The following is a 19,090-nucleotide window of genomic DNA, read 5'->3' on the forward strand; positions in this document are numbered from 1 at the left end:
CCCGTTGCAAGAGACATAATCACACGGCGTCAGCGGCAAACCCGCGTTTCCTTTACGACGACGCGACCGTGATGATGGGTCCGGACTTTCTTGACAAAGCACTCTTGGGCAACGCGGTGATGGCGACGGGCACCATAGTCTCGCTGCATTGGCTCACGGACAACTTTTTGCGTGGTGGTGACGGTCATCGTTTCGGCATAGGAAGGCGCCGAAAAAACAAACATGGACGAAACTGCTAACAAAGACGAGATGAGAAGTGTTTTCATGGCTGGACCTCATTGCTTGTGCAGAGAAACGCCACGATTGCATCTGCGGTTCCGCCCACGAACATTAATACTGCGTAATGTTCCGGCTGCGCATCTCCTCTGCTGGCAGACACGGCGACGCACGATTGTGTGCAACCATCAATAGTCGTCGTTGGCCCATTGGCGGGAGCTTTCCCGGCCTGAACACATCTCATGTGCGATGATGATCAGGCCGCTTTTCAGTTCCCCGATCTCATGGCTGGCAAACCCAGTCGACCTCATCGTCAACACCACTCATAATTGCAATCCTGATGCGCCAGCATGTGGCGAGCTCTAGGCTTTCAGTATGCCGGAGAGGTTCAATGCGAGCGTGCAATCAACAAAAAAGCCCGGCATCGCTGCCGGGCTTTCTGGTTTCATGCCGTTAAGACTTAGCTGCCCTGCTGGAAGTAGCTGTACTTGCCGTCTGGGCCCTTTTTCCACTCGTACATGACGTAGCCGGGAGCCTTCGGGTCGCCCTTTTCGTCGAAGGAGAGTTCGCCGAGAACGGTCTGGAACTTGCCCTTCTTCAACGCAGCAGCAACTTTTTCTGCCTCGATCGAGCCAGCTTCCTTTGCACCAGCTGCAATTGTCTGCAACGCTGCGTAGGAGTAAAGCGTGTAAGCTTCAGGGTTGAAGCCAGCAGCCTTGAACTTCGCAACCAGATCCTTGTTGGCAGGGTTGATGGTTGGATCAGGACCGAATGTGTTCAGCGTGCCTTCAACGGCGTCGCCAGCGATAGATGCCAGTTCGTTCGAAACGATGCCGTCACCGGAAACGAGCTTGGCCTTCAGGCCCTGGTCAGCAGCCTGACGGATGATAAGACCGGCTTCTGTGTGGAGACCACCCCAATAGATGATCGATACGCCAGCTTCTTTCATCTTCGCGATCAGAGCGGAGAAGTCCTTGTCGCCAACGTTGATGCCTTCATAGATGACTTCTTTTGCGCCAGAGGCGTTCAGGGTCTTCTTGGTTTCATCGGCAAGGCCCTGACCATAAGGGGTCTTGTCGTGAACGATAGCAATCTTGGCGTCCTTGAACTTTTCGGCAAGGTACTTGCCCGCAACGCTGCCCTGCTGGTCGTCACGTCCGCAAGTGCGGAAGGTGTTCCAGAGGCCGCGCTCGGTGAAGACCGGGTTGGTCGCAGCCGGTGTGATTTCGAGAATGCCGTTTTCTGCGTACACTTCAGAGGCCGGGATAGAAACGCCGGAGTTGAAGTGACCGATAACGAACTTCACGCCGTCAGCGACGAACTTGTTGGCAACCGAAATGCCCTGCTTGGGGTCAGACACGTCGTCGCCGAGCACGATCTTGATTTTCTCGCCGTTGATGCCGCCCGCAGCATTGATGTCTGCCGCAGCCTGTTCAGCGCCCTTCTGGAGCTGTGCACCGAAAGCCGCGTTCGGGCCGGTCAGCGGGCCACCAACACCAACAAGAATGTCAGCCCAAGCCGAACCGCTGAAGGCGACCATTGCGGTCAGCGCAACTGCGGAAAGAAGAGACTTCTTCATTATATTACTCCCAGTTCCATGGTTGGGTAATTATCTTTGCCTGCCCAGCACCCACCTTAACTGTTCAGGCTGTTCCACTCCGGCGGGTAATCTGAATTCAGAAAAACGCCGCTGTCAATCTTTCTTCTTATAAGAAAAGGCTGAAGTTCTGTCGTACAGCCAATAGTAGTTGTCGACCATCTGGCTGGTGCGTCGCACGCGGAAAGAAACCGTTGCAAAAGCGAGCAACAGAACGATGTCTGTGATGTAGTAAAAACCATTCAGCATCGGTCCCGCAAAGAGCGCGTAATGCAGAAAACGCATCACGACACCCAACAGCAGCGTGTAAATCACCACTGTCGGATATTCACCCCAACCCTCGGCCACGGACTTGCCGGTCCGCCAAGCCGTCCAGAACCCTAGAATGACAACAAGTGCCCGCAAAACATAACGAACGCCGCTGTCACTTTCGAAAAAAAGTCCCTGCATCTTTTTCCCCATCAGTGCCCTTGGGCATTCAGCGCCGCAGGACCTGCCTTCGTATTGCGCCCGCCGTTTACCGGCAGACTTTATTGTTATTGTTATCCACCAACCCCGCAGTGGCCTGTGGGGCTGGTGATCTGCGCCCACCACAGGCAGGCGCGAGAATTCTTAGTGACGTCCACCCTCGAGATAGGCGGCACGCACTTCCGGATTTGCCAGAAGCTCTTTGCCGGAACCGCTCATCGTCACCTTGCCATTGACCATGACATAGGCACGGTTGGACAGTTTCAACGCGGCAAAGGCGTTCTGCTCCACGAGAAAGACGGTCAGACCTTCTTCCTCGTTCAGTTTCTTGATCGCCTCGAAGATGCCCTTGACGATGAGAGGTGCCAGACCAAGCGATGGCTCATCCAGCAATAGCAGCTTTGGACGAGACATGAGCGCGCGACCAATGGACAGCATCTGCTGCTCGCCACCAGACAGTGTGCCGCCACGCTGGCTCTGACGCTCCTTCAAGCGCGGGAACATCACGAAAATCTTTTCGACATCCTCTTTGAAATATTTGAGGTTGTCGAGATTTGCGCCCATCTGAAGATTTTCCAGAACGGTCATGCGTGGAAAAATGCGACGGCCTTCCGGTGACTGGGCAATACGCTTGCGGGCAATCAGATGCGTCGGGACGCGGGTGATGTCTTCGCCATCAAAAATGATCGATCCGGTGCGCGCTTGCGGGCTGCCGCAGATGGTCATCATCAACGTTGATTTTCCGGCACCATTGGCACCGATAAGACTGACGATTTCACCCTTGTGAACTTCAACATCGACACCAGCCAGTGCGCGAATGTTGCCGTAATAGGTTTCGACGCCCTGGACTTTGAGAAGCGGTTCAACCGACATCAGATCGCTCCCCCATCGAGTTGTACTGCAATCACTTCTTCCACTTCATCATCCTCGACACCCAGATAGGCGGCGATGACCTTGGGGTCGTTTCTCACATGGTCCGGCGTGCCATCGGAAATCTTCTGGCCGTATTCCAGAACCACGACGTGGTCGGAAATTTCCATCACGACGGACATGTCATGCTCGATCAAAAGCAGCGACGTGCCTTCGTTGCGGATGCCGCGCAACAGGTTGTTGAGCGCCAGCGACTCCTTAGGGTTCAGACCCGCAGCCGGCTCATCGAGGCAAAGAAGTTCAGGCTCCGTGCACATGGCACGCGCAATTTCCAGACGACGCTGCGCGCCATAAGGAAGATCGCCAGCCGGATCGTCGGCGCGGTCGATGATATCGGCCTTCTCCAGCCAATATTTGGCCTTCTCGATGGAAGCCGCCGCCGCATTGGTATAGGTCGGCAGACCCAACAGGCCGAGGAAGGTATAACCGGAAGCCTTCATCAACGCGTTGTGCTGGGCAACAAGCAGATTTTCCAAAACAGTCAGACCCGAGAACAGGCGGATGTTCTGGAAGGTACGCGCAACCTTGGCTTTCTTTGTGATTTCGAAATCCGGCAAGCGCTCGAGAAGATGCTCCTGTCCGGTTTTGCGCCGCATGGTAATCATGCCCATCGTCGGCTTGTAAAAGCCGGTGATGCAGTTGAAGACAGTGGTTTTACCTGCTCCGTTCGGGCCGATCAACGCGGTGATTTCACCACGCTTGGCTTCGAAGGAGAAGTCATTGATGGCCATCAGTCCGCCGAACTTCATGGAAAGATGTTCGACTTTGAGGATTGTGTCGCCGTTGCTATTCGTTGTCATTGGAATGTTTCCGGAAGCCATCAGCCGTGACCCTCCTTGGTGAAGCTGCCCGATACGGACTTGCGCTCTTTCAGGAATGCCGTGGGTTCACGCGAGCCGACAAAGCCGCGTGGTTTGAACAGCATGACGATAATCATCGCCAAACCGAACAGCAGCATACGGTATAGTTCCGGTGTGAAATCATTGCCGAAGACGTGCTTCAGGAATTCCATTTCACGCAGCAGTTCCGTGCCACCCACCATGACGACGGCAGCAATCGCGATCCCCGTCAGCGAGCCCATGCCGCCGAGAACGACGATGGCGAGAATGACAGCCGATTCGAGGAACACGAAGCTTTCCGGTGAAACAAAGCCCTGACGTGCCGCAAAGAACGAGCCCGCAAAACCACCGAACATCGCGCCTGTGGCAAACGCCGTCAGCTTGGTTTTTACCGTGTCGATGCCGAGAGAGCGGCAGGCGATTTCGTCTTCACGCAACGCTTCCCACGCGCGACCGATTGGCATCCGGCGCAGCTTGATCGTCACATAGGCCGTCAACATGCAAAGGAACAGGATGACGTAGAACAAAAATATCTTGTAGTAGGACGACGACATCGGCAGCCCGAAGGACTTGGCAAAGTTGTTCGGTGCACCCACGTCGAAGGACCAGATGCCGAAGATCGATGCTTTTGCGATGCCTGAAATACCGAAGGTGCCCTTCGTTACTTCCGTCCAGTTTAACAACACAAGCCGGATGATTTCGCCGAATGCCAGCGTCACGATGGCAAGATAGTCACCGCGCAGACGCAGCACTGGAAAGCCGAGGATGATGCCCCAGAAAGCGGCCAGAATGCCAGCCATGGGCAGCAAAACCCAGAAGGACAGGCCGAAATAGCTGGAGAGCAAAGCGTAGGAATAAGCGCCGACAGCGTAGAAGGCAACGTAACCCAGATCGAGCAGGCCGGCGAGGCCAACCACGATATTCAAGCCCCAAGCCAGCATCACATAGATGAGGATCTGGATGCCGAAGTTATCGACAAGTTTCAGCGATCCCTGGAAGCCAAAAAGGCCAACGGCGATTGCCGGATAAATCAGCAGAAAGACTAGCGCTATCTTGAGGAAATGTTTATGGAAGAAACCTTTGTCTTCCGAGATTTCCAGAATGCCGGTCTTGGCCTTTGCCAGCCTGCGGCGGTTCAGATGCGGCTGGATGAATCCGACCACAAGGAAACGGCCAATCGCGGCGATACCGACGAAGATGGCCAGCAAACCCCAGCGCGTGCCCCATATCAACTGGTTGTTGATATCCTGATAGGTCACGATGCCGATATAAAGAATGAACATTCCAAACGAGACGACGCCCGCAAAGATGCCTTCTTTCACAGCCTGAGCCATCAGGCTCGGGCTGGAAGTTCCGTTTTCGGAAGCGATATTTGCCATGATCTTATACCTTCTCGACTTCCGGACGGCCCAGAATACCGGTCGGCTTGAAAATCAGCACGAAGGCAAGAATTCCAAAAGCCGCAACGTCCTTGTAGGCGATGGAGAAATAAGCCGACCACAGGCTTTCGATGAGGCCAATCAGCAGACCGCCGAGCACAGCACCGGGAAGCGAGCCAATGCCGCCGAGAACCGCCGCCGTAAACGCCTTGACGCCTGGAATGAAGCCGTCATTGAAGGACGCAACGCCATAGTACATCAGATACATCGTACCAGCGACAGCGGCGAGTGCGGCACCCATGACGAAGGTGATGGAAATCGTCCGGTCAACATCCACGCCCAGAAGTGCCGCCATTTTGCGGTCCTGTTCCGTTGCGCGCTGCGCGCGGCCAAGCGGGGTCTTGTTGACGATATACCAGAAGGCGAACAGCAGAACCGAGGTGATGGCCACGATAAGAAGCTGCTTCAGCGAAATGGTAATGGCGCCAAAATGGTAGTTTTCCGTCACCATGGACGGGATCGGCTTGTTGCGCGGACCCTGCGTGACCTGAATGAAGTTGGACAGGGCGATGGACATGCCGATGGCCGTGATCAATGGCGCAAGACGAAAGGAGCCGCGCAAAGGCCGGTAAGCCACGCGCTCGATTGCCCAGTTCCACAGTCCCGTCATCAACATGGCAACAACCATCATCACCAGAAGCAGAACAGCAACGGGAATACCGGCGAAGAACGATGTGAGGATCAGGAAAACAATCAGGGCTGCGAAGCCGCCGAGCATGAAAATATCGCCGTGCGCGAAGTTGATCATACCGATAATGCCATAAACCATCGTATAGCCAATTGCGATAAGGCCATAGATAGATCCAAGAGTCAGCCCGTTTATGAGCTGCTGGATAAAGTACTCCATATTTTTCCCCCGGACCTGCTCTCAAACGAAGCAAGTCTCGTTTATGTTGATTCCGGGGCTGCTTTTTATGTCCCCCTTGACCAAAACCCTTATCTCGTTCGGTAGAAATGTGAAGTCAAAAAGGTAGGATTGCGTTCAATATTTGGATTTTACCCACCGTTTGCCACTTGAAAGCTCAGAACGACCATAATTTTAGCAGAAATTGCCGTAAAAAACGGCTTATCGTGAGCTGAAATGCGATCTCTCTGCCATGCGATGCTCATTGCTTGGTCACAGTCAAGCATACGTTGTAAATCGTGATACAAGCGCCTATGTCGTTTGCGCTGGGGAATTGCATCTGGCTGCCGGCAAAGGGACTTCGATGCTCGATATATTGATAGCGGCCGCGTTAAAAGCTGGCAGGGAAATCATGTCGGTCCATGCCGCAGGGCCGCATGTCACCTACAAGAATGATTGCTCCCCTGTCACGGAGGCCGATCAGAGAGCCGAAGACGTCATATTGGCGGCGCTTGACGAATTCTTCCCGCATATTCCGGTGATTGCCGAGGAGGCTGCCGCCAACGGCGTTGTGCCGAAGACGGGCGAAGAGTTTTTTCTGGTCGATCCGCTGGATGGCACGAAGGAATTTATTTCAGGCAAACAGGACTTCACCGTCAACATCGCTCTGGTGCGCAAGGGCATGCCGGTTTTGGGTGTGGTTTATGCACCCGCCCTCAAGGTTCTGTGGAGCGGGCATGACGATATTGCCTGCAAGGTTCAGATTTCCGATGAGTTCGAACAGAGCGATGTCCGCAAGGTTCGTTGCCGCGCGAAGCCGACAATTCCGATTGCCGTCATCAGCCGGTCCCACTGCACGCCGAAGACCGAAGCTTTTGTGGCGGAAAACGGCTTGATCGACAGCATATCCATCGGCTCGTCCCTCAAATTCTGCATGCTGGCGGAAGGCGCCGCAGACGTCTACCCCCGCTTCAGCCGGACCATGATGTGGGATACGGCAGCGGGCGATGCCGTGTTGCGCGCTGCCGGTGGCATTACGCTGGATATGGCTGGAATGCCGTTGCGCTATGAGTTTGACGAAAGCGATGAAGACGGATTAGCCAACCCGGATTTTATTGCCTGGGGCGCAGCCCCATGAAAGACGTGCGCGCGGCCCCTTAAACAGTTGCGCACATGACAAAAAAAATAATTTCGCAACTTTCTCCACGGGCACCAAAACGGCCTCACAATCTCCAACGCAACGGAGATTGAACAATGGCTGAACAGACATCGAGACTTGAATTACCCTATATCCTGTCCTCGCAGGCACAAAAACATGTGACGCATAACGAAGCCCTGCAAAGGCTGGACGCCATCACGCAACTCACAATCAAAGGAGAGCTCACGCAGCCTCCGCAGACGGTGAGTGAAGGTGACTGCTTTCTGATTGCGCCTGCTGCAACAGGGGATTGGGCAAACAAGACGGGGAAAATTGCGTTTCGGCAAGACGATGCATGGATATATCTGGCCCCGCGTGAAGGCTGGCAAGCATGGTTTACTGAAAACAATCGCCTGAAAGTGCTGCGGAGCGGAAGCTGGCAAGAGCTTTCCCTGCCCGAAAACGCGGCGTTCCAGCGGCTTGGTATCAACGCCACCGCGGATGCAACAAACCGGCTCGCCGTATCGTCTTCCGCCAGCCTGTTCACCAATGGAGACTCCGGCGGTGGCCATCAGATCAAGGTCAACAAGGCAACGCCTGCCGATACCGCATCGCTGCTGTTCCAGTCGGGTTGGAGTGGTCGCGCAGAAATGGGGTTGGCCGGAAATGATGCCTTTTCAATAAAGACCACGGCAGACGGCGCCACCTGGTACACGGCACTGTCGATTTCAGGCGCGGGCATCGTCTCAATGCCGGCTCGCCCCTTGGTGCGCGCTGGTCGCGCAGCGGGCAACGTTTCCCATGCTGCGGGCTCGCTCTCCGGTTTTACGGACCTGACAATCCAGCAAGGTGGTTTTGCGCTGGGCGATATCGTCAACAGCACGCTGCGGGAATTGCGGGTTCCGGCAACGGGGGTCTACCTCATCGTGCTTTCGCTTGCCGTCATATCGTCCTCTGGACACACGGTGACGATCAGGATCAATGGTGCAGCAAGCACCTTCGCGCTCAACGGCACCACATCGGCGGCCAATAGCGTGCAATCGGCAAGCTTCATGGCGACGTTGAATGAAAACGACCGCATTTCATTTGCCCACGCGGGAACGTGCCAGCTTGCATATGGGCCGGGAAAAACCGAGATTTCGTTGATCATGCTGTAAGAACAGCCGGTCGTTAGAGCATTTCCAGCACAAGTGTGAAGCGGTTTTGCGTCCGGAAATGTTGAAACAAAGAGATAGAGCGTTTTCGCGTTTCGAAGAAAAGCGGAAACGCTCTAGAGCAAACGATAACGATAGGCGCGCGCCACCGCCTGCATACGGTTGGATGCTTCCAGCTTCCGCATGGCGCTTTTCAGATAGCTGATCACCGTATGGCTCGAAAGCGTAAGAATGGTGGCGATGTCATCACTGCTTTTTCCAGCCGCCGACCATCTCAGGCATTCTATTTCGCGTGCGGTGAGTTTTTCGCGAAGTGCTTCAGGCTTGGCAATTTTTGTGACAATGCCGTCAAAGGCCCGCATGCTGGAAAAATAAATGCTGGAGAGTTCGCTTTCACTTAGCTTTCCCCGCTTTCCGGAAAAAGCAAGAATATATATATTTCCATCCGGTTCATGAAGCGTGAAAGCAAGCGTGTTGCCGAACTGTGCTTCGACAAGACTGCGCTCAAGCGGCTCCAGTGGTTTGTGCCGTGTGTCCACCCAGCCTGAGATGCCATCCATAACAACCGGCATGATCGTTTTTTTCAGTTGCTCCACCACTCCGCAATGCCGAAAAAAATCAGAACGATTGAACGCCTCCACCAAAGTGGCAGACCAGTTCGACGATACAACGCTATCGCTGAACCCCGCCATTTCACCATTTGGAAAATTGGCCAGCAGATAATGGGTGAAACCGTTTTCGCAGCCTATGGGCCCCAGCGCATAAGCAAACGCGCGCCGACGGGCTTCACGCGCATCCGGCGCGTCATTTTCTTGTCCCTGCGTGGAACGACGGAGCAGGCGTTGGCGGGAAATTGTCATGGTCGCCTCGGATCTCAACAATTTAACGGTAAGGACGAACGAGCGAGGAACGCATCGCCCCTTATACAAGGATACGATGCGGAAAAAATCGATTACCCGTATCTAGACACTAATATGAATGAAATCAAATATAACTTTAGTGGCAATGGTCGTTACAAAAATAATAAAACGCATTTTTATTTTGGCGCGAGAATCGAGCAAAGCTCGAACAAATCAGGCGAAACCATTCAAATTCTTAACAAATTGTCACGAGTGGCTTAGCTAATTTTTAAAGGTACGGCCCTAAAGTGCATCAGCATATGGTCTTGAGTTTGTGTAGAGTGTCCAATGACCGAAATGATACGCCCACGAGTTAAATATGTCATCGGTCCCGATGGCAGCCCTCTTACGATTGCCGATTTGCCCCCTGCGGACACGCGCCGTTGGGTCATTCGTCGAAAAGCAGAGGTTGTCGCCGCGGTTCGAGGAGGACTATTAAGCCTCGAGGAAGCCTGTGAACGATATACTCTGACAGTTGAGGAATTCCTCTCCTGGCAGTCTTCCATCAGTGATCACGGCCTTGCTGGCCTGCGCACCACGCGCATTCAGCAGTACCGTCACTAAATTTGCCTCTGCCCCATGAACGGGCAGCGGCGGTAACATCCGGCGTCACTCTTCCCTAACAGACCGGGGAATGCGTGGCGCTGATTTGTTTTTGATATAATCCAAAACGTGTCGATCCTGTGGCCACAGCGTTCACAACTCGACGCATTTTATTTTTTTGCAGAGGCTTTAAACTCCATTGCAGACAACTGGAGTGACCGGCATGAAAATATCCAATTCCGAGACGGCATCAAAGGGTCAATATACGGCAACGGTGGATGGCCACACTGCCGAGATGACCTTTTCCCGCACCTCTCCAAAACTCATCATCATCGACCATACCGGCGTTCCGGATGCGTTGCGCGGCAAGGGTGTTGGTCAGGCATTGGCCGCTCACGCCATTGAGGAAGCACGCCAAGGCGGCTGGAAAATCATTCCGCTTTGCCCGTTTTTCAAGGCGCAGACGTTGCGGCACCCGGAATGGTCTGACGTCATTTCCGGTTGATCAAAACCAGATATCGCCGACTGTGCGCCCATCCATCGCCAAATCTTCAAAACTGTGAAGACCATCAAACCGCAGCACCGGAATATCCGCCACATCGGACGGTTCTGCGAGACGAAGGTTAACGGCGATCCGTACCCTCCCGTCTTTTCCCGCTTCGGCGGCGCGCCACGATACGAGATTGCCGCACACCGCGCAAAAATTAAACGACAGCACCTTCGATCCCCGTTGATATGAGACAAGATTACCCTGCGGATCATCCACCGAAATACCGTGGCCGTCGTAATCATACGCCCAAAGAACACCGTAGCGACGACAAGCCGAGCAGTTGCAGATCGTAGCGTCCAGTATTTCACCGCGAAACTCCCAGTTCACGGCGCCGCACAGGCACGAACCGCGCGTCATTTTTGGCGCACGGAATGGCGCTTCGGTGTTGCTCATGGTTTTCGGCCCTCCCCTCAATCTCAGCGAATTCAGATCAACGAAAAACTGCGGACAATCGATGACTTATAGCGCATAAAAAAACCGCTCGAAAATCGAGCGGCGTTTTTAAAAAGCATAATATCGCGTCATTGAAAGTAGCCCCCTGATCTGCTGGCCACCGTCAATGAAAACGAGTTCCACCTATGTCTCAGGCGTTGTTCCTCACGCTCGGGCGCGAATCGCAACGTCGCGATTTTCCAGAGCAGCTGCTCTTTCATATTCGGCCTGAACTTCTTCCAAACCTGCTTCGGCTGCTTCCTGCTGCATTTTCAATTCGCGAATGGAAACCTGAAGATTATCCGCGCGCTGGCGAGCAGCCTTCGCGAATGTTGGATAGGCGAAATGCGTTGGATCGGTAATTCCCGATTTGCTCTCCTCCAGAGAAATCTGATGCACCAACTCTTTGGCCATCCGTTCGAATTCGGACATCATCGTTTGCAATTGCTGCAACTGACGACGTTTTTCGTTGACCTGAAATTCCTTCAGGCGAACTAGGCTGTCACGCGACTTCATACGCAATACTCCGTGGATAGCGAGACCCCGGTCAAACTGGAACCGACCCTTCCACTCCGGCATGTGCCGGAATGTTTCTAAAAAGTTACCCGACGTTAATAAAAAATAGGCGTCGTTAACCTTTCGTTTACGGGCATCGTTAATGATAAGGCAGATCATTTAAAGGTCGGTAAATGCCAAGCCCTAAAAAACACGGGCACGACGATGAGAGAGTCGATTGAGTCACTTAGCGGGATTTGTTCACGTTATGATTCAAGTTTGGTGATGCGGATTCATGTTGAATAACAGCAGACTGGAACCATTATTTAATAAATTCTCTACACCTTGCCAAAGGTAATTAGAATTTGTTAACCATTTGGTGGCAGCCTGCAAATCAGGCAACGACTGGATCCGTATCGCGCAAAAGGCAATCATTTACCTTCCGCAGGCGGCAAAGGGGACAATTATGCGGGTTCTACTCATCGAAGACGACAGCGCAACAGCTCAGAGCATTGAGTTGATGTTGAAGTCGGAAAGTTTCAACGTCTACACGACCGATCTCGGAGAGGAAGGCGTAGACCTTGGAAAGCTATACGACTACGACATCATTCTGCTTGATCTTAACCTCCCCGATATGTCGGGTTACGAGGTTCTGAGAACGCTGCGTCTGTCCAAGGTCAAAACACCAATCCTGATTCTCTCGGGCATGGCTGGCATTGAAGACAAGGTTCGCGGTCTGGGCTTCGGCGCAGATGACTATATGACAAAGCCGTTCCACAAGGACGAACTTGTTGCCCGCATTCACGCCATCGTGCGCCGTTCCAAGGGCCATGCGCAGTCGGTCATCTCCACGGGCGAACTCATCGTCAATCTGGATGCCAAGACAGTTGAAGTCGGCGGTCAGCGCGTTCACCTGACGGGCAAGGAATACCAGATGCTGGAGCTGCTTTCGCTCCGCAAGGGTACGACGCTCACCAAGGAAATGTTCCTCAACCACCTTTACGGCGGTATGGATGAGCCAGAACTGAAAATCATCGACGTCTTTATCTGCAAGCTGCGCAAGAAGCTCGCAAATGCCGCTGGCGGCGCAAACTACATCGAAACTGTCTGGGGCCGTGGATACGTTCTGCGCGAGCCAGATGCCGTGACGGAATATCTCGAAACAGCCTGATAGTCCTCCCAAGCATACCCGCATGCAAAAAACCGCCCTCATCCGGCGGTTTTTTTGTTTCTATTTGGGACATGAAGCTGGCGAAAACGCAGGATTTTAAGGAGAGTCTTCCATGCATTTCAGACACGCGCTGATAAGGGATGCTTCAAGCCTCGCCGCGATCTCCATGGAAGTCTGGATCGGCACATATCTGCGCAACGGCGTGAACAAATTCTTCGCCGATTACGCTCTATCCGAATTCACCACAGCCAAGTTTGAAGCGATCATCGCCAACGATCGTGAAAACATCATCGTGTCTGAAAACGACGACGGCATCGATGGTTTTGTTCGTATCGCATTCGATAGCCCCGCTCCGATCCCCGGCTGCTCGGCAACGGAAATCAAAACGCTCTATCTCCAGCCAAGACATCACGGCAGAGGAATAGGCAAAGGTCTTTTGAATGAGGGCGTTAACAGATGCGCGGACCGCAAGGCCGACGCTGTTTGGTTAACGGTTAACGCCCAAAACGCCTCGGCAATAAGATTTTATGCAGCACAGAAATTCGAGACCATCGGGCGAACCCATTTTCGGATAGGCGATCAGACCTATCCCAATGAGGTGATGCTACGACGCATTTCTTGACAGCTTAATGAACGCAAGACGGGCCACCAAGCGGCGGCCCGAATATCGTCAATCCATCAAAAGCAGCGAATCAGGCAGCTTCTGCCATAACGGCCGTAAACACGATGCGGTCTTCGTGGACCTTGTATTCAAGCTCCATGCCCGCTTCCTGCGCCAAAAGCAGCGTGTAGTAGGGCTGCACTGAATGGGCGTCGATGTCTTCCTCTTCCGTTCCAGCGGAAAGCGCCGCGAACTTGGCCGGCACGCGCATCATGCGGCCTTTGACGGTGATTTCGAATTTCGCGTCGGTTTCCGGGTTTTCCAGAACGACATCCACATTGCCGCCACGCGGAATGGCACTGTAGGCAACGAGGAACAGATTGAGCAGCAGCTTTACCCGGTTCTTCGGCACGATAGCGCGAGGACCATTCCAGCTGACTTCCGCTTTTTTCTCAGCGGCAGCAAAATCCTTCGCAGCTTTCTCGCCCTCACCCGTGTCGATGGATGCTCCAGCAGAACCGGATGCACCGAAGGCCAGGCGAGCAAATTTCAGACGCACCGAAGCGTTGACGGCAGATGTGCGGATGAGATCCAGCGCATCTTCATCCGAACCACCCTCATCCAGAAGCTCCAGTCCGTTATTGATGGCACCGACGGGCGAAATCACATCATGGCACACGCGACTGCACAGAAGCGCCGCCAGATCGGGGCCGGACAGCGTGAGATTAAGTTTGCTCGTCATAAAATTCTCCTGCGCAAGGGCTGCGCGGACGGTGTGGAAGTTATTAAGCCATAATGACACCATATTTGGTAAACCGATTGTTAATATGATGGTTTCAAAATGCCAAATGTCTAAGAGTCCGTTTGGAAACTCGGCGACGGAGATTCGGCGGATGATTTTTGTGGCGGACAAGCGCAAGAATCATCCGCCGAATCGATCCGTCCAATGTTTTCAAAAGGACTCTGTAACAGGACCAAACGAACGAAACAGACGGACGGAATTGACGATGCGACTTACCGAACTCCGCACCATCGCACGCCTCGGACTGGTAAAGATTTTCGTGGTATTCGCGAGCCTTTGCGTGTCTACAGCGCAGGCCTCTGCTCAAAGCAGCGATCAATATTCACTTCAGGAAATCGTTGATGCCGGTCACGGCTTCTTTGGTGAAACGACAGGCGGCCTTGCCAAAGTCGTAGAGCGCGCCTTCCAACAATACGGCCTCCCGAACGGTTATATTCTTGGGCAGGAAGGTTCAGGCGCATTCGTGGCTGGCCTGACCTATGGCGAAGGCCAGCTTTACACCAAGAATGCGGGTCAGCACCCGGTTTTCTGGCAAGGCCCATCGCTTGGCCTTGATTACGGTGGCCAGGGCACACGCGCCATGATGCTGGTCTACAATCTTCCAGCTGTAAACGCGCTCTATCGTCGTTACGGCGGTGTCAGCGGCTCCGCCTTCATCGTTGCAGGCGTTGGCATGACGGTTCTGAAAAACAGCGACGTGACCATTGCCCCGATCAGAACGGGCATCGGCGCACGCCTCGGCATCAATGTCGGATATTTGAAGCTGACGCCGCAGCCAACATGGAATCCTTTCTGATTCGCAAGACCCGGGCATTTCGCGTAAAATAGCATTTGCCTGTTCCATTTGCGGATAAGGCCTGGCGCAAGATTGTCGTGCGACACCGTGCGCCTGTATTGAACAAGCCGCAATTTGCTGGGCCAACGGAGGTCGAGCATTGCGTTTTCTGAGTGGAGACACGCCGCGTGATCGAGTACGCCCTTCTTTTTGGCCTGGGTTTCCTCTCTGCCATCCTGTTTGTTTCGCTTTTGGCACCGGCAATCCATCGCCGAATCGTCACCTACACCGAAAAGCGGCTGCGGGCGACGATGCCCATCAGCCCGCAGGAAGTGCGCGCCCAGAAAGACATGGCGCGTGCGCTCTATGCTGCGGAAAACGCCCGCACCCGCCAGGAACTGGATGCAGAGCGTGAAAAGGCTCTGTCGCTAAAATTTAGAAACGACAATGCCATCAGCGATGCCAGCAAGCTGATGACCGAAACGCGCGAACTGAAATCTCAGCTTGAAGATATGACAATCGTTACGAACGAACTGCGCGCCAAGTCACGCCGCCACGAAGACGCCGCAAGCAGGTTGAAGGCCGCGCTGAACGATGCCGAAGAAACGGCAATCTCCCGCACGCAGGAAATTTCCAACCTGACGAAGCGCGTCAGCGCTATGTCCCATGAGTTGGACGATCTGAAAATCACGCTTTCCGCGCGCGATATCGAAGTCGAACAGGCCAAGCACAAGACCGCTTCATGGCGCAAGGAACGTGAAACTATCACCAAAGAACTTGAAGAAGCGGCCTCAAAAAATCGGCAGGCTGCCAGCCACATGAATCTCGAAAGCAGAAAAATCGCCCGGCTGGAAGAGCAGCTGGCCAAAGAAGCGGCCCGCAATGCGGACAATGAAATGCTGCTGGAGCGCCGCACGCAGGAAGCTGCTCGCCTCAAGGAGCGGCTAGCAGCCAGCACAGTCGATGGCGCTGGTGGAGCCGCCAGCGTAGCCGCACCGCTCATTCAGATTGGCGCAACGGCAGACACGCCAGATAAAATCGCGCGTGAGATTGAAGATATTCGCAATCAGGGAACGGCTTTGACCGAGCGTTTGCTGAATGGCAAAGGCAACGGCAATGACGAGGCCATCCGTAAAGAAATCGCCCAGATCGCTGCCCGCATGATCGCATTGACCGCGGCGCAGGAAGGCGAAGGCTCCTCCATCCCGGCGATGATTGCCAATGCAGCGGCCGATGGCGGGCGAAAAAACCTTGCAAGCCGGGCCAGCGACGTGATCGCGCAGCAGAAAAACTAGCCTGAAGCTGACACCGGCAAGAAAAATGGCGAAAGATCGCATTAAAAATAAAGACCGATAAAATTGTAGCTATCGGCTTAAATCCCCTGAAAACACTGCCCTGTAATGTCGTCACTACAGGCGGCAGAAAGAAGCTCTGACGCACATTCTGACAACACGGACAAGACCGGCGGGCAAGCCGGCTGACACCGAAACGGGGTATGAACATGTTGAAGAAGCTTTTTGCCGCCGCCATCTGCGGCGCAGTCATCGCATCCATTTCCACCCACGCAGACGCAGCTGGCCCCGGTGGTTTTGCGCGCAGCTTTGCGGCCATGGAACACAACGCCGTTGCATCCGTAGCGCCCCTGAGCAGCGCGGACACAATCGACGTGTCGCGACAGGACGCACTGTCGGCACTGGATCACTATTTCAGCGGTTTCGACCAGACGCGGGCTGAGAAATAACACGCCCTTTCACATTCATGACTGACTTGCCGCCAGTTCCTCAAAGGACTGGCGGTTTTTTTCGTTCCGCAACGGCGATGCCGCCAAGCGTCAGAAGCAGAGCCATGATCTGGTAGGGATGCAATGTCTCGCCAAGGATCAGCACTGACAGAAAAGTGCCAAACACCGGGATAAGATTGATAAACAGACCAGCGCGATTGGGGCCAATGCGCTCCACACCCAGAATGAAAAATATTTGCGCCAACAGCGACGCAAACAGCGCCGTGTAAACGGTAATCACCCAACCCTTTGCATCCGGCCAGATCGCTGTTTCCTGCGAAACTTCCCACACCATCAACGGCACGGATGATATCAGCGCCGCAATCGCCGGGATGGCCATCAAGGTGCGCCAGTTGACCGCCGGTTTCCAGCGCAGAATAACGGTGTAAATGGCATAGGAGAGCACGGCGAGCAGCATGATGGCATCGCCCAGATTCATTTGAAGGTTCAAAAGCGAAAGCAGATCACCATGGGATGCCAACAGCCCAACACCGGCTATCGTCAGGAAAAAGCCGATAATCTGCCCCGAAAAAATGCGCGTGCGGAACAGAGCGAAGTTCAGCGCAAAAATAACCATCGGAATGCCGGCCTGAATAACAGCGACATTGATGGCCGACGTATATTTTAAGGCTGTATAAAGCGCCGCATTGAAGCAGGTGTAACCGACCGCCCCAAGAGCAAAAAAGTATGGCAACCGCGTCTTGACCACTGGCCAGTCCCGCAGCAACTGCGGCAGGGAGATGGCAACGATGATGGCCACCGCAAGCGACCACCTTAAAAATGTCAGCACCATGGGGCTGACATGACCGACCGCCAGTTTTCCCGCCACGGCGTTACCGCCCCAGCAGAGCGTAGCGATAATCAGAACGAGATAGGCTTTGGATGACAAGGGAATTCTCGACTTTCAGATGAAGAACCGCTGCTGTTCTGCACCGGCGATTCGCCTTCTGCAAGCGCGGATCGTGCCACGCAAACGGGTACAAACCTAAATTATCCCTTAAAAAGCAAAGTTCCAGCGCATAAACAGGGTCGCTTTCCGCAAAACAACGCAGTATACATTCGCGGGTTTGAGTAAGGGCGTTTTTGCGCCATGAGCAGGAAAGCAAGAAATGACGAATGTCGTGGTGGTCGGCTCTCAATGGGGCGATGAAGGCAAGGGTAAGATTGTTGACTGGCTCTCTGAGCGCGCAGATGTCGTGGTACGATATCAAGGTGGCCATAATGCCGGTCATACGCTGGTCATTGATGGCGTAAGCTATAAGCTGTCGCTTCTGCCTTCCGGCGTTGTGCGCCCCGGCAAGCTTGCCGTTATCGGCAACGGCGTCGTTGTCGACCCCCATGCGCTGATTGCTGAAATCGGACGTCTGGCCGCGCAGGGTGTAACGGTGAACGCCGAAAACCTTCGCATTGCCGACAACGCAACGCTCATTCTTTCCCTGCACCGCGAACTGGACGGCATGCGCGAAGACGCCGCCTCCGACAGCGGTACGAAGATCGGCACCACCCGTCGCGGCATTGGCCCGGCCTATGAAGACAAGGTTGGCCGCCGCGCCATCCGCGTTATGGATCTGGAAGACAGGGAGGCTTTGTCCGCCAAGGTCGACCGCATCCTCACGCACCACAATGCGCTTCGTCGCGGCTTTGGCGCAGCGGAAGTGTCGCACGAAACCATCATGGAAGAACTAACATCGGTTGCCGACCAGATTCTTCCGTTCAGCGAAACCGTTTGGCTGCTGCTCGACAAGAAGCGTCGCGCTGGCGCACGCATTCTGTTTGAAGGCGCACAAGGCTCGCTGCTCGATATCGACCACGGCACATATCCTTATGTGACGTCTTCCAATACGGTTGCAGGACAGGCCTCTGCCGGTTCCGGCATGGGCCCGGGTTCGCTGGGTTACATCCTCGGCATCACCAAGGCGTACACCACCCGCGTCGGCGAAGGCCCCTTCCCGACGGAACTGCACGATGAAGTCGGCCAGTTTCTGGGTGAAAAAGGCCATGAATTCGGCACCGTTACCGGCCGTAAGCGCCGGTGCGGCTGGTTTGACGCGGCACTGGTTCGCCAGTCCGTTGCAACCAACGGCATCACCGGCATTGCGCTGACCAAGCTCGACGTTCTTGACGGCCTCGAAGAGCTGAAGATTTGCGTGGGTTACAAGCTGGATGGACAGGAAATCGACCACCTTCCAGCAAGCCAGGGTGCGCAGGCTCGCGTGGAGCCGATCTATGTCACGCTCGAAGGTTGGAAAGAATCCACCGTCGGTGCCCGCAAATGGGCGGATTTGCCTGCTCAGGCTATCAAATATGTCCGTCAGGTCGAGGAACTGATCGGCGCGCCTGTCGCGCTTCTGTCCACCAGCCCTGAGCGGGATGACACCATACTTGTGACTGATCCATTTGAGGATTAATGTCCTCAG

22 protein-coding genes are annotated in these 19,090 nt (G+C 54.3%); 10 read left to right on the forward strand and 12 right to left on the reverse strand.

Translation table 11 applies throughout. The features are described from left to right. Window positions 1-29: 29 nt before the first annotated feature. The 7 genes from RMR16_RS10210 to RMR16_RS10240 form a co-directional block, all read right to left on the reverse strand. Window positions 30-266, reverse strand: a complete 237-nt coding sequence (locus RMR16_RS10210; protein WP_320198331.1) for a hypothetical protein — start codon at window positions 264-266, stop codon at window positions 30-32. Window positions 267-676: 410 nt separating this feature from the next. Then, complete coding sequence (locus RMR16_RS10215) at window positions 677-1,795, reverse strand: branched-chain amino acid ABC transporter substrate-binding protein (protein WP_320198330.1); 1,119 nt, start codon at window positions 1,793-1,795, stop codon at window positions 677-679. Window positions 1,796-1,909: 114 nt separating this feature from the next. Next, window positions 1,910-2,263, reverse strand: a complete 354-nt coding sequence (locus tag RMR16_RS10220) for a DUF6867 family protein (protein WP_320198329.1) — start codon at window positions 2,261-2,263, stop codon at window positions 1,910-1,912. A 162-nt stretch (window positions 2,264-2,425) separates the two neighbouring features. Next, complete coding sequence (locus RMR16_RS10225; protein WP_320198328.1) at window positions 2,426-3,154, reverse strand: ABC transporter ATP-binding protein; 729 nt, start codon at window positions 3,152-3,154, stop codon at window positions 2,426-2,428. Further along, window positions 3,154-4,032: an ABC transporter ATP-binding protein gene (locus RMR16_RS10230; RefSeq protein WP_320198327.1), complete on the reverse strand. Its 879-nt coding sequence runs from the start codon at window positions 4,030-4,032 to the stop codon at window positions 3,154-3,156. The genes RMR16_RS10225 and RMR16_RS10230 overlap by 1 nt, the downstream gene beginning before the upstream one ends. Next, window positions 4,032-5,429: a high-affinity branched-chain amino acid ABC transporter permease LivM gene (gene livM, locus RMR16_RS10235; RefSeq protein WP_320198326.1), complete on the reverse strand. Its 1,398-nt coding sequence runs from the start codon at window positions 5,427-5,429 to the stop codon at window positions 4,032-4,034. Before livM ends, RMR16_RS10230 begins: the two co-directional genes overlap by 1 nt. A gap of 4 nt (window positions 5,430-5,433) precedes the next feature. After that, on the reverse strand, window positions 5,434-6,336 hold the full coding sequence (locus RMR16_RS10240; protein WP_320198325.1) for a branched-chain amino acid ABC transporter permease: 903 nt from the start codon (window positions 6,334-6,336) through the stop codon (window positions 5,434-5,436). Between the two features lie 361 nt (window positions 6,337-6,697). On the opposite strand from RMR16_RS10240, the gene cysQ reads away from it, so the two are divergent. Beyond that, a complete protein-coding gene (gene cysQ, locus RMR16_RS10245) occupies window positions 6,698-7,471 on the forward strand; it encodes a 3'(2'),5'-bisphosphate nucleotidase CysQ (RefSeq protein WP_320198324.1) in 774 nt (257 codons plus the stop codon). A gap of 116 nt (window positions 7,472-7,587) precedes the next feature. Beyond that, window positions 7,588-8,628 (forward strand): DUF2793 domain-containing protein, encoded by a 1,041-nt coding sequence (locus RMR16_RS10250; protein ID WP_320198323.1) that lies wholly within the window; start codon window positions 7,588-7,590, stop codon window positions 8,626-8,628. 113 nt (window positions 8,629-8,741) lie between these two features. On the opposite strand, the gene RMR16_RS10255 is transcribed toward RMR16_RS10250, so the two are convergent. Beyond that, the gene (locus tag RMR16_RS10255) at window positions 8,742-9,485 is read right to left on the reverse strand and encodes a helix-turn-helix transcriptional regulator (protein ID WP_320198322.1); all 744 of its coding nucleotides are present in this window, start codon (window positions 9,483-9,485) and stop codon (window positions 8,742-8,744) included. 327 nt (window positions 9,486-9,812) lie between these two features. Between RMR16_RS10255 and RMR16_RS10260 the strand changes: the two genes are divergently transcribed. Then, the gene (locus RMR16_RS10260) at window positions 9,813-10,088 is read left to right on the forward strand and encodes a DUF1153 domain-containing protein (RefSeq protein ID WP_027675777.1); all 276 of its coding nucleotides are present in this window, start codon (window positions 9,813-9,815) and stop codon (window positions 10,086-10,088) included. Window positions 10,089-10,290: 202 nt separating this feature from the next. Beyond that, window positions 10,291-10,572 carry a GNAT family N-acetyltransferase gene (locus RMR16_RS10265; RefSeq protein ID WP_320198321.1) on the forward strand — a complete coding sequence of 94 codons (282 nt, stop codon included), beginning with the start codon at window positions 10,291-10,293 and terminating at the stop codon, window positions 10,570-10,572. Here RMR16_RS10265 and RMR16_RS10270 read toward each other — a convergent pair whose 3' ends face one another. Both RMR16_RS10270 and RMR16_RS10275 read right to left on the reverse strand, forming a co-directional pair. Further along, the gene (locus RMR16_RS10270; protein ID WP_320198320.1) at window positions 10,573-11,010 is read right to left on the reverse strand and encodes a GFA family protein; all 438 of its coding nucleotides are present in this window, start codon (window positions 11,008-11,010) and stop codon (window positions 10,573-10,575) included. Between the two features lie 204 nt (window positions 11,011-11,214). Continuing rightward, window positions 11,215-11,565, reverse strand: coding sequence for a flagellar export protein FliJ (locus RMR16_RS10275; RefSeq protein WP_320198543.1), 351 nt, complete (start codon window positions 11,563-11,565; stop codon window positions 11,215-11,217). Between the two features lie 445 nt (window positions 11,566-12,010). On the opposite strand from RMR16_RS10275, the gene ctrA reads away from it, so the two are divergent. Both ctrA and RMR16_RS10285 read left to right on the forward strand, forming a co-directional pair. Then, a complete protein-coding gene (gene ctrA, locus RMR16_RS10280) occupies window positions 12,011-12,715 on the forward strand; it encodes a response regulator transcription factor CtrA (protein WP_320198319.1) in 705 nt (234 codons plus the stop codon). A gap of 112 nt (window positions 12,716-12,827) precedes the next feature. Continuing rightward, window positions 12,828-13,337 (forward strand): GNAT family N-acetyltransferase, encoded by a 510-nt coding sequence (locus tag RMR16_RS10285; protein WP_320198318.1) that lies wholly within the window; start codon window positions 12,828-12,830, stop codon window positions 13,335-13,337. Between the two features lie 70 nt (window positions 13,338-13,407). On the opposite strand, the gene chpT is transcribed toward RMR16_RS10285, so the two are convergent. Beyond that, window positions 13,408-14,058, reverse strand: a complete 651-nt coding sequence (gene chpT / locus RMR16_RS10290) for a histidine phosphotransferase ChpT (RefSeq protein ID WP_320198317.1) — start codon at window positions 14,056-14,058, stop codon at window positions 13,408-13,410. Between the two features lie 259 nt (window positions 14,059-14,317). Here chpT and RMR16_RS10295 point away from each other — a divergent pair, with 259 nt between their 5' ends. The 3 genes from RMR16_RS10295 (at window position 14,318) to RMR16_RS10305 (ending at window position 16,634) form a co-directional block, all read left to right on the forward strand. Continuing rightward, a complete protein-coding gene (locus RMR16_RS10295) occupies window positions 14,318-14,914 on the forward strand; it encodes a DUF1134 domain-containing protein (protein WP_320198316.1) in 597 nt (198 codons plus the stop codon). Window positions 14,915-15,081: 167 nt separating this feature from the next. Continuing rightward, complete coding sequence (locus tag RMR16_RS10300; protein ID WP_320198315.1) at window positions 15,082-16,188, forward strand: hypothetical protein; 1,107 nt, start codon at window positions 15,082-15,084, stop codon at window positions 16,186-16,188. Window positions 16,189-16,394: 206 nt separating this feature from the next. Then, complete coding sequence (locus tag RMR16_RS10305; protein WP_320198314.1) at window positions 16,395-16,634, forward strand: hypothetical protein; 240 nt, start codon at window positions 16,395-16,397, stop codon at window positions 16,632-16,634. A 40-nt stretch (window positions 16,635-16,674) separates the two neighbouring features. Here the strand turns inward: RMR16_RS10305 and RMR16_RS10310 are convergent, their stop codons facing one another. Continuing rightward, window positions 16,675-17,562, reverse strand: a complete 888-nt coding sequence (locus RMR16_RS10310) for a DMT family transporter (RefSeq protein ID WP_320198313.1) — start codon at window positions 17,560-17,562, stop codon at window positions 16,675-16,677. Window positions 17,563-17,782: 220 nt separating this feature from the next. Between RMR16_RS10310 and RMR16_RS10315 the strand changes: the two genes are divergently transcribed. Continuing rightward, entirely contained in the window at window positions 17,783-19,081 is a 1,299-nt protein-coding gene (locus RMR16_RS10315) for an adenylosuccinate synthase (protein ID WP_320198312.1), read from the forward strand. Window positions 19,082-19,090 lie beyond the last annotated feature (9 nt).

Origin of the sequence: Agrobacterium sp. rho-13.3, assembly GCF_033957765.2 — a bacterium.
Classification (GTDB): Bacteria; Pseudomonadota; Alphaproteobacteria; order Rhizobiales; family Rhizobiaceae; genus Agrobacterium.

Coding starts and splice junctions, on each gene's coding strand:
- RMR16_RS10210 (WP_320198331.1), bottom strand. CDS start 266: ATGAAAACACTTCTCATCTCGTCTTTGTTAGCAGTTTCGTCCATGTTT.
- RMR16_RS10215 (WP_320198330.1), bottom strand. CDS start 1,795: ATGAAGAAGTCTCTTCTTTCCGCAGTTGCGCTGACCGCAATGGTCGCC.
- RMR16_RS10220 (WP_320198329.1), bottom strand. CDS start 2,263: ATGCAGGGACTTTTTTTCGAAAGTGACAGCGGCGTTCGTTATGTTTTG.
- RMR16_RS10225 (WP_320198328.1), bottom strand. CDS start 3,154: ATGTCGGTTGAACCGCTTCTCAAAGTCCAGGGCGTCGAAACCTATTAC.
- RMR16_RS10230 (WP_320198327.1), bottom strand. CDS start 4,032: ATGGCTTCCGGAAACATTCCAATGACAACGAATAGCAACGGCGACACA.
- livM (WP_320198326.1), bottom strand. CDS start 5,429: ATGGCAAATATCGCTTCCGAAAACGGAACTTCCAGCCCGAGCCTGATG.
- RMR16_RS10240 (WP_320198325.1), bottom strand. CDS start 6,336: ATGGAGTACTTTATCCAGCAGCTCATAAACGGGCTGACTCTTGGATCT.
- cysQ (WP_320198324.1), top strand. CDS start 6,698: ATGCTCGATATATTGATAGCGGCCGCGTTAAAAGCTGGCAGGGAAATC.
- RMR16_RS10250 (WP_320198323.1), top strand. CDS start 7,588: ATGGCTGAACAGACATCGAGACTTGAATTACCCTATATCCTGTCCTCG.
- RMR16_RS10255 (WP_320198322.1), bottom strand. CDS start 9,485: ATGACAATTTCCCGCCAACGCCTGCTCCGTCGTTCCACGCAGGGACAA.
- RMR16_RS10260 (WP_027675777.1), top strand. CDS start 9,813: ATGACCGAAATGATACGCCCACGAGTTAAATATGTCATCGGTCCCGAT.
- RMR16_RS10265 (WP_320198321.1), top strand. CDS start 10,291: ATGAAAATATCCAATTCCGAGACGGCATCAAAGGGTCAATATACGGCA.
- RMR16_RS10270 (WP_320198320.1), bottom strand. CDS start 11,010: ATGAGCAACACCGAAGCGCCATTCCGTGCGCCAAAAATGACGCGCGGT.
- RMR16_RS10275 (WP_320198543.1), bottom strand. CDS start 11,565: ATGAAGTCGCGTGACAGCCTAGTTCGCCTGAAGGAATTTCAGGTCAAC.
- ctrA (WP_320198319.1), top strand. CDS start 12,011: ATGCGGGTTCTACTCATCGAAGACGACAGCGCAACAGCTCAGAGCATT.
- RMR16_RS10285 (WP_320198318.1), top strand. CDS start 12,828: ATGCATTTCAGACACGCGCTGATAAGGGATGCTTCAAGCCTCGCCGCG.
- chpT (WP_320198317.1), bottom strand. CDS start 14,058: ATGACGAGCAAACTTAATCTCACGCTGTCCGGCCCCGATCTGGCGGCG.
- RMR16_RS10305 (WP_320198314.1), top strand. CDS start 16,395: ATGTTGAAGAAGCTTTTTGCCGCCGCCATCTGCGGCGCAGTCATCGCA.
- RMR16_RS10315 (WP_320198312.1), top strand. CDS start 17,783: ATGACGAATGTCGTGGTGGTCGGCTCTCAATGGGGCGATGAAGGCAAG.